We start from the raw sequence: 11,957 nt of genomic DNA, 5'->3' as shown, positions 1-11,957 counted from the left end.
CCCCCCCGCGAGGTCACTCGGCGGAGGTGGCGTCCGCGTTCTTGGAGGCCTCGGCGATCGGCTCGCCGATCTCCTTCTCGGCGACCTGCGCGTCGGCGTCGTTCTCCTCGACCGGCACCTCTGCGGCGGGGGCCTCAGCAGCAGCCGGGGCGGCCTGCTCGCCACCGAGGAGCTCCTGCTCCCACTCGGCGAGCGGCTCGGCCTCTTCCTCGTCGCCACCGTTGTGGCGGGTCTTGAGGCCCTCGGCGGCGGCGTCGGCGACGATGCGCGTCAGGAGACCGACGGAGCGGATCGCGTCGTCGTTGCCCGGGATCGGGTAGGTGATCTCGTCCGGGTCGCAGTTGGTGTCGAGGATGCCGATGATCGGGATACCGAGCTTCTGCGCCTCGTCGACCGCGAGGTGCTCCTTCTTGGTGTCGACGATCCAGAGCGCGCTCGGGGTCCGCGTGAGGTTGCGGATACCACCGAGGGTCTTGTGGAGCTTGTCCAGCTCGCGCTTCTTGATGAGGAGCTCCTTCTTGGTGAAGCCCTTCGTCGTGTCGTCGAAGTCGATCTCCTCGAGCTCCTTCATGCGCGCGAGGCGCTTGGAGACCGTCTGGAAGTTCGTGAGCAGACCGCCGAGCCAACGCTGGTTGACGTACGGCTGGCCGACGCGGGTCGCCTGCTCGGCGATGGAGCCCTGCGCCTGCTTCTTGGTGCCCACGAAGAGGATCGTGCCGCCGTGCGCGACCGTCTCCTTGACGAAGTCGTACGCACGGTCGATGAAGGCCAGCGACTGCTGCAGGTCGATGATGTGGATGCCCGAGCGCTCGGCGAGGATGAATCGCTTCACCTTCGGGTTCCACCGACGGGTCTGGTGTCCGAAGTGGACGCCGCTGTCGAGCAGCTGGCGGATGGTGACGACGGCCATGCCGTCCCTCCTTGTTCTCGGCGCGCGGCTGTTCGAGCCGCGTGCACGGTTGCGGTTGTGTCGGTCACGACCGGTGGTCGTGGCCCCTGGTGCCCCACCCGGACGGCCGCCCGCTCGCGAGAGCGGGACCGGTGGCCGTGGGGTGCGTGTGGACACGCGAAGTCAGCGCGCTCAGCGCGCTGCTGGATAGATGCTAACAGACGGGAGGCCCGGATCACGCACGCCGGTCGGCGCAGGTGATCCGGGCCTCCAGGCCGGCGACCAGACGGTCAGGACTTGGCGTCCACCGTCTCGCCCTCGGCCGTGATGCCCATCTCCTCGAGCGAGCGGCCCTTCGTCTCCGGGATCTTCTTGATGACGAAGAAGAGGGACAGGAGCGCGAACAGCGCGTAGATGCCGTAGGTCACCGTGAGGTTGAAGCCGGAGAGCACCGGGAACGAGATCGTGACCACGAAGTTCGCGATCCAGTTCGCCGCCGAGCCCACGCCGAGCGCCGTCGCACGGATCCGGTTCGGGAACATCTCACCGAGCAGCACCCACATGAGCGGACCCCACGTCGCACCGAAGGACACGACGAACAGGTTGGCGAAGATGAGCGCGATGAGGCCCCAGGCACCGGGCAGCTGCGGTGCGCCGTTGACGATCGTCGCCTGCGAGAACGCGATCGCGACCATCGCCAGCGACACGAACATGCCTGTCGAACCGGCCACGAGGAGCGGCTTCCGGCCGAGCTTGTCGACCGTGAAGATCGCGATGAAGGTGACGGCGACGTTCACCACCGAGGTGATGGTCGAGATCAGGAAGGACTGGTCCTCCTTGAACCCGACGGCCTGCCAGAGCGTCGTCGAGTAGTAGAAGATCACGTTGATGCCGACGAACTGCTGCAGGACGGCGAGGATGATGCCGACCCAGACGATCGGCTGGAGGCCGAAGCGGTTGCCCCGGATGGAGCCCTTCTTCTCGTTCGCCTCCTTCTCGATGCCGTCCTGGATCTCCTCCAGGCTGGTGTTCACGGTGTCGCGGGGGACGATCTTCTCCATGACCCCGCGCGCGTCGTCCTTCCGGCCCTTCGCGAGGAGGAAGCGCGGCGACTCCGGCAGCGTGATCGCGAGCACGCCGTAGACGACCGACGGCACGACGCCGACGAGGAACATCCAGCGCCACGCGGCCAGCCCGAGCACCTGCTCCGAGGCACCTCCGGCGGTCACCGCGAAGATCTGGTCGGAGAGGAGCGCGGCGAAGATACCGAGCGTGATCGCGAGCTGCTGGAACGAGGCCAGGCGCCCGCGGATGGCCTTCGGCGAGACCTCGGAGATGTACGCCGGCGCGATGACCGACGCGGTACCGATGCCGAGGCCGCCGACGAGGCGCCAGATCACGAGGTCCCACGTCGCGAACGCGAACGCGCTCCCGATCGAGCTCACGAAGAACAGGACCGCGGCCCAGAACATGACGCGCGTGCGGCCCCAGCGGTCGGCGAGCCGGCCGGCGAAGTAGGCACCGAAGGCGCAGCCGATCAGGGCGGAGGCGACGGCGAAGCCGCTGGCGGCCTCGGACAGGCCGAACTCGCCCTTGATCGCGTCGACGGCTCCGTTGATGACGGAGGAGTCGAATCCGAAGAGGAAGCCGCCGACCGCCGCCGCGATGGCGAACAGGGTGACCTTCCCCTTGAACGCACGGTCCTCACCGTGCTGGGTGGACGTGTTCGACACGGTGCTCCAGGTTCTTGCCGCCGTGCTGGGTGGCGCACGGTGCCCCGGCGGTCGGCTGGTTCGCCGTCCGAGCGGCGTTGCGTGTTCCGGAGCGGCCCCGACTGTACTCCTCGCGCGCCGTGTGGTCATAACCGGTTGGTCTCGGTGTGGGGTTGGCGGGGTCGGGTCGGGTCGGGTCGGGTCGGGTCGGGTCGGGTCGGGTCGGGTCGGGTCGGGTCGGGTCGGGTCGGGTTCACGAAACGCGCGCGTTTCGACGACGCGCGCGTCGATCGACTCGTGGGAGGTCGGAACGCGCGCGTTTCGCGGTCTTCGCGGCTCCTGCACCGGCAGGGAGGCACGACTCGCCCTCCACACCTCGGCTGCGGTCCGGCGCGTGGCCGGGTCCGGATCGCGACGATCGTGCGCATGGAGGTCCGGATGAGGAGTGTGGTCGGGTGGGCTGCGGGGTTCCTCGTGGTGGCGGCCGTCGGGGTCGGGTGGCAGGCGGCCGGGGTCGGGCACGCGGAGGCCGGCGGGGGCGAGGCTCCCGTCAGCGGGCTCGCGCGCGTCGGACTCACGGGAGGCGGCGGGGACGGGGCGTCCTCCGGCGGGGTCCTGGGGGCCGCAGGTGTCGGTGTGTCCCTCGGTGGGGCCGTGCAGGCGGACGACGAGCACGGCCGGCCGTGGGTGTGGCCGACCGGGTCGCGCGTGCTGGCGCGGCCGTGGGAGGCGCCGGCCGACGACTACGCGGCCGGACACCGGGGCATCGACGTCCCGGCACCGATCGGCACTCCGGCGGTCGCGGTGGCGGACGGGACCGTCTCGTTCGCGGGCGCGGTCGCCGGCCGGCCGGTCATGTCCGTCGACCACGGCGGAGGGCTCGTGAGCACGCTCGACTCGGTCAGCCCCGAGGTCGCGAAGGGTGACGCGGTCTCGCAGGGCGACGTGCTCGGACGGGTCGCGGTCGGCCACTGCCCCGCGACCGACCCGTGCGTGCACCTCGGAGCGCGGCTGGACGACCGGTACGTCGATCCGACGCCGTACCTGCCCGAGGCAGCGTGGCCCGTGCTGCTGCCGGAGTCGGAGTGGCCCGGGTGAACCGTGTGCGCTGACGCGGACGCGGACGCGGGTGCGGGTGCGGGTGCGGGCCGATCGGCCCTGCCTGCGAGGGGTCGTCGCCACCGTCTGGACGACGCCCGGTTCCAGCGTCCGGGCCGACGACCCGACGGCGGTGGTCGGGAGCCGGAGGCCTCGCGTCAGGCGCGCGGGTGCGCCGTGCGGTACACCTCGCGCAGCCGTGCCGAGGAGACGTGCGTGTAGATCTGCGTCGTGCCGAGGCTCGCGTGCCCGAGCAGCTCCTGCACCGCCCGGAGGTCGGCGCCGCCGTCCAGGAGGTGCGTCGCCGCGGTGTGCCGGAAGGTGTGCGGACCAGCCGGTCCCTCCCCCGGGAGGTCCTGCAGCAGCCGAGCGACGATGCGGTAGGCACTCCTCGTGCCGAGCCGGCCACCACGGTCGCCGAGGAAGAGGGCGCGATCAGCGCCCGCAGCCGCGCTGGTGCTCATGCTCGTGCTCGTGCTCGTCGACCGTGCCGAGCAGTCGCCGGCCGTTGCCGAGCGCCGTGCAGCGAGGACGGGGCGTCCCCGGTCGAGCCACGCCTCGAGTGCATCCCGCGCGGGCACCCCGAAGGGCACCACCCGCTCCTTGCCGCCCTTCCCGAGCACCCGGACGGTCAGTCGGCTCCGGTCCACGTCGACGACGTCGATGCCGACGAGCTCGCTGACCCGGATCGCTGCGGCGTACAACAGCTCGACGACCGCGAGGTCGCGCAGTGCACCGGGGTCATCGGTCGCCGCGCGGCCCGTGAGCCCGTCGAGCAGCGTCCGCACCTGGTCGCTCGTGACCACGCGAGGAAGGTGGGACGCGCCCTTGGGAGCCCGGAGCCGGACGCCCGGGTCCGACGCGAGCACCCCGGTCTCGCTCGCCCACCGGGTGAAGGCCCGGACCGACGACGACCGCCGAGCGATGGTCGAACGGGCGAGTGACCGCTGGTCGGCCTCCCACAGCCAGTCCCGGAGCAGCTCGAGTGAGACGCCGTCGACGGTCGGCACACCCCGTGCCAGGGCGAACTCGACGAACTGCTCGAGGTCGTTCGCGTACGCCCGGACGGTCTGCTCGCTGAGGCCGCGCGCGTGTCGGGCGTGGCCGAGGAACCCGTCGACCACCCGGTCGAGGTCGCGCACCCGGTCGAGGTGCCGCTCGTCGCTCGTGCCGTCCACCGCCCCAGGCTACGGCTCACCCGGTCACCGCTCGCGACCACCCGCCGACGCCGTGCTGGACGAGCCCCTGGACCTCTGCGAGCGCAAGGGCGTCGGTGGCGTCGGCGATCGAGAGCCCGCTGCGCCGCGCGACCTCGTCGACGGACAGCGATCGTCGCCCGAGGGCGTCGAGTGCGCGGAGCACGTCCGGGTCGTCGTGCACGTGCAACGGCGTACCCGACTGCGAGCCCGACGACAGCGGGACCACCCCGCCGCGGTGCTCGACCGCCGCAGCGGCCGCCTCGTCCGGGTGCACCATGAGCTGTGCACGTCCCTGTGCCACGAGCCGGTGGCAGCCGACGGACGCAGCGGAGGAGAACGCTCCCGGGACGGCGAACACCGTCCGCCCGAGCTGCCCCGCATGATGCGCGGTGTTCAGCGCCCCCGAGCGCGCCCCGGCCTCGACCACCACGGTCACGTCGCCCAGCGCGGCGATGAGCCGGTTCCTCGCGAGGAACCGCCACCGCGACGGGCGTGTACCCGGCGGCGACTCGGCGAGCACGGCGCCGCGTTGCGACGCGTTGCGGAGCAGCTCGACGTTGCCGGTCGGGTACAGCTGGTCGACTCCCCCGGCGAGCACCGCCACGGTGGGCGCGCCAGCGGCGATCGCCACCCGGTGTGCAGTCGCGTCGATGCCGTACGCTCCCCCGCTCACGACGACGCACCCTGCGTCGACCGCTCGTGAGGTCACGTCCGCCGCAGCCTCCGACCCCGCGACCGTGTTCGCCCTGGAGCCCACCACCGCGACGGCCGGCGGGTCGAACACCGACTGCGGACCGTCGAGCGTGGACCGTGCCCAGAGCACGAGGGGCGCGTGGTGCCCGAGGTCGTCGACGCGGTCCGGCCACCCCGGGATCCCGGGGACGAGCAGCCGAGCCCCGACGGACTCCGCGGCGGCGAGGACCGCGCCGACGTCCGCGGTCGCGAGACGTGGACGCCACCGCTCGACCGCCTTCGACACCGCGCCGCCGTAGGCGGGGAGGTCGTCGGTGCCGGCGACGCCGTACTCGGCACAGACACCGAGGAGACCGTCGATCCCGTCGTCCACCGCAGCCAGGACCGACTCGAACGCGAGTGCCGGACCGAGGGCGTCCACGAGCCCGCCCGCGATCGCGTCCCCGGGTTCGGCGACGACGGACCACGCGACCCGGGTGGCCACCTCGACCGCGTCGAGCGAGCCGAGACCGTCGGTGCTGTCGAGACCGTCAGCACTGCGGAAGCCCGTCGCGCCCACGACCGCGTCGAGGAGCTCCGCCCGACCGTGCCCCGTCACAGCGCACTCCGCAGCGCCAGGGCGCCCGCGACGTGGCCCTTGGACGGACGGTCGGCCTCGGCGAGGTCGGCGAGCGTCCACGCCAGACGCATGACGCGGTCCCAGCCGCGCATGGTGATCGTGCCGCGGTCGAGCGCCTGGTCGATGACCGTGGTCGAGCCGGGTGCTCCGCGACCGTCACGCCGGAGCCAGGTACCGGCCACCTCGGCGTTCCGGCTCCACCCGGTACCGGCCAGACGGGCGGCCGCCCGGGCACGCGCCGCTTCGACGACCGACCGGGCCTCAGCGGTGGTCGGCGCCCGGTCGGCGGCCCCGCGCACCGCGGCCGACGTGACCCGCGGGACCTGCACCCGGATGTCGATCCGGTCGAGGAGCGGACCGGACAACCTCGCGAGGTACCGGCGGACGGTGCTCGGCGAGCACTCGCACGGTGCGCCGTGCGCGACACCTGCGTGCCCGCACGGGCAGGGGTTCGCCGCCAGGACGACCTGGCAGCGCGCGGGGAACTCGACGGCTCCCGCAGACCGGTGGACGCTGATCCGTCCGGACTCGAGCGGTTGCCGCAGCGCGTCCAACACGGCCCGCGGGAACTCCGGCGCCTCGTCGAGGAACAGCACGCCGTGGGTCGCACGGGACACCGCCCCCGGCCGGATGACCCCGGACCCGCCACCGATCAGTGCGACGGCCGAGGCGGAGTGGTGCGGTGCCTCCCAGGGTGGCCGTCGGGTCCACGACCGCACACCGTGACCGGCGACGGACCGGACGGCGGCGACCTCGAGCGCTGCACCGTCGTCGAGGTCGGGCAGGATCCCGGGGAGCCGTTCGGCGAGCATGGTCTTGCCGGCACCGGGAGGCCCGAGCATGAGCACGTGGTGCCCGCCCGCAGCAGCCGCGAGGACCGCACGCACGCCGACCTCGTTGCCGACGACCTCGCTGAGTTCCGGGACCGGCCGGTCCAGCGGGTCGGGTCCGGGGGCGGCGGACCGCACCGGGTCGACCTCGACCGGCGGCAGGGCTGCTCCTGCGTCGATCGCCGCTGCACGGAGCGAGTCGACGCCGGTCACGGTCAGGCCGCCGACGATCTCGGCTTCGTACACGTTGCCGGTGGGGACGACCGCACGACGGATGCCCGAGTCCCGCGCGGCGAGCAGCATCGGGACGATCCCGACCACCGGACGCAGCCGACCGTCGAGGCCGAGCTCACCGAGGTGGACCGTCGACGGGGACACGCGTGGCGCCGTACCCGCGCCCGCCAGGACGGCCATGGCGATCGCGAGGTCGAACCCCGACCCACGCTTCGGGACCGCCGCCGGCGTGAGGTTCACCGTGATCCGCCTCGCCGGGAGCGGACACCCCGCGTTCGCCGCCGCGGAGCGCACCCGTTCGCGTGCTTCGCCGAGCGCGGTGTCGGGCAGCCCGATGATCCGGAACGCCGGCAACTGGCTGGTGAGGTGCGCTTCGACCTCGACCAGCCGACCCGTGACGCCGAGCAGCGCGACCGCAGCCGCCCGGCCGATGCCCGTCACTGGATCCCCGCGACGTGCTCGACGACGCTCCGCGGCCCGTCGATGTGCACGGCCACGGCGTCGATCCGGATGCTCCGCGCACCGACGTCGGGGTGTTCCGCGAACCATGCGGGTACGAGGCGGCGCAGACGCGCGACCTTCGCGTCGGTGATCGCCTCGAACGGATGTCCGGTCGAACAGCCCGCGCGCGTCTTCACCTCGATGAAGACGAGCGTGTCACCGTCCCACGCGATCACGTCGATCTCGCCCCGAGCGCATCGCCAGTTGCGTTCGAGTACGTCGTACCCGCGTTCCGTCAGCCATTCCGCCGCGATGGATTCGCCGTGCGTTCCGAGTGGTGTCGTCGTTCCGTTCGTCATGTTCCGCCTCCGACGCCAGGCTGCTGCAGCGACGGGGCTGCTCGAGACGGACGGCCGCGAATTGTGGACGGCGAACGAAGACGCGAATGGTGTGCAGGAATGACGAACGGGCCCGGGCGATCACTCGCTCGGGCCCGTTCGACGGGGATCAGTGCGCAGCTGCGTAGGCCTCTTGCACCTGGGTCGAGATGCGACCGCGGGACGAGACCTCGTACCCGTTGTCCTTCGCCCACTCGCGGATCTTCGCGAGTTCCTCCGAGTTGCCACGCTTGGGAGCAGACTTCGGGGCACTTCCGCCACCGCTGGAACGCCGGCCACTGACCTTGCGCGCCGCCGCCACGTAGTCCGAGATCGCCTCGCGGAACTTGTCGACGTTGTCGTTCGAGAGGTCGATCTCGTACGTCGACCCATCGAACGCGAACTCGACCGTGCGGCCTTCTCCGGCGGTGATCGGCGAATCGTCGAGGTCGTCGACGAGCTGGACGGTGACCTTCTGTGCCATTGCGACTCCTTGATCGGGGAAAGTCTTCTCCCGAACATTATCGCAATCAATTACCTTCGGTAACCGTGTCCCGGCGATTCCCGGGAATCACTCGTCGAGTGCGAGTTCCTTCGGCAATTCGAGTTCGCGCGCCGTCAGCTCTTCGACGTTCACGTCCTTGAACGTGAGCACTCGAACAGATTTCACGAATCGATCGGAACGGTACACGTCCCACACCCAGACGTCCTTCATGGACAATTCGAAGTAGAAATCGTGCTCGGTGTCCCGGCGGACGAGTTCGACCTCGTTCGCCAGGTAGAAACGTCGCTCGGTCTCGACCACGTACCGGAACTGCGACACGACGTCGCGGTACTCGCGGTACAGGGCCAGTTCGACCTCGCGGTCGTAGTCGTCGAATTCGTCGTCATCCATCGCGTCCCACAGTCTACGGCGATGCCGAACGCACGTCCCACACCGACGTCAGGACGTGCTCGGAACCGGCGCTCACCCGACGGCGTCGAGCTCCGCGAACCCGTCGAGCGTCACGCTGGACGCCTGGTGCAGCCACGACTTCCGGTGCAGCGCGTGCGCGCCGACGCTCCGGATGCCGTCGTAGTGCGCGGTGGACCCGTACCCCTTGTTCGACGCCCAGGCGTAGTGCGGCGCCTCGTCGTGCGCGGCCACCATCAGCGCGTCGCGGGCGACCTTCGCGACGACCGACGCCGCCGCGACGGAGGCGCAGTCCCGGTCGGCCTTGATCCGGACGACGACGTCGAGCGGGTCGACCCCGGCGAGCAACGCCGCCGGGACCGCGCGCGAGAGCCAGTCGAAGGACCCGTCGAGCACGACCACCGCACCCTTGAGCGACACCCCGTCCGCCACGAGTCGTGCGAGCGCGGCGGCCCCCGCCTGCCCGAGCGCCGGCACGATGCCCTGCCGGTCGACGACCTCGGCGGACGCCATGCCCACCGCCGTCGGAGCCCAGCGCCGGACGACGGGCACGAGGGCGTCACGGCGCGCGGCGCTGAGGAGCTTGGAATCGGCGAGCCCCTGCGGCACGCGGCCGACGTCGAGCGTCACCGCGGCGACACCGACCGCCACGGGGCCCGCGATCGCGCCCCGTCCGACCTCGTCCATGCCGATCACGGTGACCCGCCCGTCCCCGAGCAGGCGCTTCTCGACGCGCAGGGAGGGTCGGACGGCGGTCACTCGTCCCGCTCCTGGACCCCGGCGAACACCTCGGGGTAATCGTCGAGCCACGTCCAGCGACTGGTGGGCCAGGAGATCACGAAGGCGCGCCCCGTGACGTCGGACAGCGGCACGAAGCCCTTCGAGGGCGTGTCGCCGTTGTACCGCGAGTCCTTCGAGTCGTTGCGGTTGTCGCCCATCACCCAGATGGTGCCCTTCGGCACGGTGACGGAGAAGTTCGTCGCGGACGCCGGCGCCCCCGCCGGCAGCTTGAGGTACGGCTCCTTGATCGGTACGCCGTTGACGGACATCTGACCGAGGTCGTTGCAGCACGACACCGTGTCACCGGGCAGTCCGATCACCCGCTTGATGAGGTGGTCGTCGCTGTCCCCGGTCCCGAGCCCGATCTGGGTGAGGACCCAGTCCGCCGCCCTGCCGACCGGGGTCGTGGGCGTGACGTTCGGCACCTCGGAACCGGTGAGCCACCCGCCCGGGTCCTTGAACACGACGACGTCACCGCGCTTGAGCGACACCACGTCCGGCACGAGTTCGTTGACGATCACCCGGTCGTTGATCTGCAGGGTGTTCTCCATCGACGCCGACGGGATGTAGAACGAGCGGATGAGGAAGGTCTTCACGAGGAATGACACGAGGAGCGCCGCGATGAAGATGATGACGAGGTCGCGGATGAAGGTGAGGACGCCGTTCCGTTTCTTCCCCGAGCGTGGCCGAAGCGTCGGTTCCTTCGTCGTGTCGGTCATTTCCACTCTCGTTCGTGCACGGCTCCCCCGCGGACGACGACCCCGTCCGACGAAATGCGTCCGGGAACGGGAAGAGCCCCCGTCCACGCACAACCGTACATGGACGAGGGCTCGTCAGCGGCGTCCGGCTCGCGGCCGCCCACTGCGAAGGCGATCAGGCGTCGCGCTTCTCCTTGATCTTGCGGCGGGCCGCCTTGCCGCGGAGCTCGCGCAGGTAGTAGAGCTTCGCACGACGGACGTCACCGCGGGTGACGACCTCGATGTGGTCGATGATCGGCGAGTGCACCGGGAACCAGCGCTCGACGCCGACCTGGAAGCTCACCTTGCGGACCTTGAAGGTCTCGCCGAGGCCGTGACCCTGACGCGCGATGACGACGCCCTGGAAGACCTGGATACGCGAGCGCGTGCCCTCGATGATGTTGACGTGCACCTTGATGGTGTCGCCGGGGCGGAAGTCGGGGACGTCGGTACGCAGCGATGCTGCGTCGACGGAGTCGAGGAGCTGGCTCATGATGGGTCTACTCTCTGCGGACGCACACGGGTCGCCGCGGATCGGTTTCGGAAAGTGTGTGGTTCGTGCCCGGTGTCGGCGACTCCCCCGTGGCAGAGTCCAGCCAGGGCACAGCGGACAATCTTGCCACACGACGCGCCGGAGACAAAACGGGAGCAGGACCCCGGGCAGGATGGACCCATGATCGAACTCCGTACGCCCGCCGAACTCGACGGCCTCCGCGTCGCCGGGCGCTTCGTCGCCGACGTCCTCGACGAACTGCTCGAGACGGTCGACGTCGGGGTGAACCTGCTCGACCTCGACCGCGTGGCCGCGCGCATGATCGCCGACCGCGGAGCCGAGAGCTGCTACGTCGACTACCACCCGTCCTTCGGGAAGAGCCCGTTCGGCAAGAACCTCTGCACCTCGGTCAACGACGCAGCGCTGCACGGTCTGCCGGACGACCGCGTGCTCGTCGACGGCGACCTCGTGAGCCTCGACTTCGCCGCGAGCGTCGACGGGTGGGTGGCCGACTCGGCGGTCACGGTGCAGGTCGGGACGCCGCGGGAGGACGACCAGCGGCTGATCGACACGGTCGAGCGGGCGCTGGCCGCGGGCATCGCGCAGTTCCGTGTCGGGAACAAGCTGGGCGACGTCTCCTCCGCGATCGGGCACGTCGCGCACGAGGCCGGCTACGACGTCAACACGCAGTTCGGCGGTCACGGGGTCGGCCGGACGATGCACGGCGAACCGCACGTCCCGAACGACGGGCGCCCCGGACGCGGCCTGAAGCTCCGCCCGGGGCTGGTGGTCGCGATCGAGCCCTGGCTCATGCAGGGCACCGACGAACTGTTCCAGGACGACGACGGCTGGACGCTGAAGAGCGCCGACGGCTCGCGCGCGGCGCACGTGGAGCACACGGTCGCCGTCACGGAGGCGGGTCCCGAGGTCCTGACCCTGCGC

At 71.1% G+C, this 11,957-nt stretch carries 13 protein-coding genes; 2 read left to right on the top strand and 11 right to left on the bottom strand.

The window, feature by feature from the left end; translation table 11 throughout:
• Window positions 1–13 precede the first annotated feature (13 nt).
• Together rpsB and ACSW7Y_RS12390 are read right to left on the bottom strand one after the other, a co-directional pair.
• Complete coding sequence (gene rpsB / locus ACSW7Y_RS12395; protein ID WP_438126578.1) at window positions 14–910, bottom strand: 30S ribosomal protein S2; 897 nt, start codon at window positions 908–910, stop codon at window positions 14–16.
• A gap of 269 nt (window positions 911–1,179) precedes the next feature.
• Complete coding sequence (locus ACSW7Y_RS12390) at window positions 1,180–2,622, bottom strand: sugar porter family MFS transporter (RefSeq protein WP_438126577.1); 1,443 nt, start codon at window positions 2,620–2,622, stop codon at window positions 1,180–1,182.
• Between the two features lie 405 nt (window positions 2,623–3,027).
• Here ACSW7Y_RS12390 and ACSW7Y_RS12385 point away from each other — a divergent pair, with 405 nt between their 5' ends.
• Entirely contained in the window at window positions 3,028–3,699 is a 672-nt protein-coding gene (locus ACSW7Y_RS12385; RefSeq protein WP_438126576.1) for a M23 family metallopeptidase, read from the top strand.
• A 158-nt stretch (window positions 3,700–3,857) separates the two neighbouring features.
• Here ACSW7Y_RS12385 and ACSW7Y_RS12380 read toward each other — a convergent pair whose 3' ends face one another.
• The 9 genes from ACSW7Y_RS12380 to rplS all read right to left on the bottom strand — a co-directional run bounded on the left by ACSW7Y_RS12380 (window position 3,858) and on the right by rplS (window position 11,015).
• Window positions 3,858–4,877, bottom strand: a complete 1,020-nt coding sequence (locus ACSW7Y_RS12380) for a tyrosine recombinase XerC (RefSeq protein WP_438126575.1) — start codon at window positions 4,875–4,877, stop codon at window positions 3,858–3,860.
• Window positions 4,878–4,893: 16 nt separating this feature from the next.
• Entirely contained in the window at window positions 4,894–6,189 is a 1,296-nt protein-coding gene (gene dprA, locus ACSW7Y_RS12375) for a DNA-processing protein DprA (protein ID WP_438126574.1), read from the bottom strand.
• Complete coding sequence (locus tag ACSW7Y_RS12370; protein WP_438126573.1) at window positions 6,186–7,715, bottom strand: YifB family Mg chelatase-like AAA ATPase; 1,530 nt, start codon at window positions 7,713–7,715, stop codon at window positions 6,186–6,188. The genes dprA and ACSW7Y_RS12370 overlap by 4 nt, the downstream gene beginning before the upstream one ends.
• Window positions 7,712–8,074 carry a YraN family protein gene (locus ACSW7Y_RS12365; RefSeq protein WP_438126572.1) on the bottom strand — a complete coding sequence of 121 codons (363 nt, stop codon included), beginning with the start codon at window positions 8,072–8,074 and terminating at the stop codon, window positions 7,712–7,714. Before ACSW7Y_RS12365 ends, ACSW7Y_RS12370 begins: the two co-directional genes overlap by 4 nt.
• 148 nt (window positions 8,075–8,222) lie before the next feature.
• Window positions 8,223–8,576 (bottom strand): histone-like nucleoid-structuring protein Lsr2, encoded by a 354-nt coding sequence (locus tag ACSW7Y_RS12360; protein WP_438126571.1) that lies wholly within the window; start codon window positions 8,574–8,576, stop codon window positions 8,223–8,225.
• An 87-nt stretch (window positions 8,577–8,663) separates the two neighbouring features.
• A complete protein-coding gene (locus ACSW7Y_RS12355; protein WP_058726671.1) occupies window positions 8,664–8,987 on the bottom strand; it encodes a DUF2469 family protein in 324 nt (107 codons plus the stop codon).
• A 72-nt stretch (window positions 8,988–9,059) separates the two neighbouring features.
• The gene (locus ACSW7Y_RS12350; protein ID WP_438126570.1) at window positions 9,060–9,764 is read right to left on the bottom strand and encodes a ribonuclease HII; all 705 of its coding nucleotides are present in this window, start codon (window positions 9,762–9,764) and stop codon (window positions 9,060–9,062) included.
• Window positions 9,761–10,504, bottom strand: coding sequence for a signal peptidase I (gene lepB, locus ACSW7Y_RS12345; protein WP_438126569.1), 744 nt, complete (start codon window positions 10,502–10,504; stop codon window positions 9,761–9,763). The genes ACSW7Y_RS12350 and lepB overlap by 4 nt, the downstream gene beginning before the upstream one ends.
• 154 nt (window positions 10,505–10,658) lie before the next feature.
• Window positions 10,659–11,015 (bottom strand): 50S ribosomal protein L19, encoded by a 357-nt coding sequence (rplS, locus tag ACSW7Y_RS12340; RefSeq protein WP_058726668.1) that lies wholly within the window; start codon window positions 11,013–11,015, stop codon window positions 10,659–10,661.
• A 180-nt stretch (window positions 11,016–11,195) separates the two neighbouring features.
• On the opposite strand from rplS, the gene map reads away from it, so the two are divergent.
• On the top strand, window positions 11,196–11,957 hold a 762-nt coding region (gene map, locus ACSW7Y_RS12335), incomplete at its 3' end, for a type I methionyl aminopeptidase (RefSeq protein WP_438126568.1).

Origin of the sequence: Curtobacterium flaccumfaciens (genome assembly GCF_051548005.1) — a bacterium.
Taxonomy (GTDB): Bacteria; Actinomycetota; Actinomycetes; order Actinomycetales; family Microbacteriaceae; genus Curtobacterium.
Note: the sequence above shows the minus strand (reverse complement) of the source record. Positions and strands in the feature narration are given on the sequence as shown.

Bases quoted from the DNA above. Each gene is read 5' to 3' on its own strand.
- ACSW7Y_RS12355 (WP_058726671.1), bottom strand. From the start codon at position 8,987: ATGGATGACGACGAATTCGACGACTACGACCGCGAGGTCGAACTGGCC.
- ACSW7Y_RS12360 (WP_438126571.1), bottom strand. From the start codon at position 8,576: ATGGCACAGAAGGTCACCGTCCAGCTCGTCGACGACCTCGACGATTCG.
- ACSW7Y_RS12365 (WP_438126572.1), bottom strand. From the start codon at position 8,074: ATGACGAACGGAACGACGACACCACTCGGAACGCACGGCGAATCCATC.
- rplS (WP_058726668.1), bottom strand. From the start codon at position 11,015: ATGAGCCAGCTCCTCGACTCCGTCGACGCAGCATCGCTGCGTACCGAC.
- rpsB (WP_438126578.1), bottom strand. From the start codon at position 910: ATGGCCGTCGTCACCATCCGCCAGCTGCTCGACAGCGGCGTCCACTTC.
- lepB (WP_438126569.1), bottom strand. From the start codon at position 10,504: ATGACCGACACGACGAAGGAACCGACGCTTCGGCCACGCTCGGGGAAG.
- ACSW7Y_RS12385 (WP_438126576.1), top strand. From the start codon at position 3,028: ATGGAGGTCCGGATGAGGAGTGTGGTCGGGTGGGCTGCGGGGTTCCTC.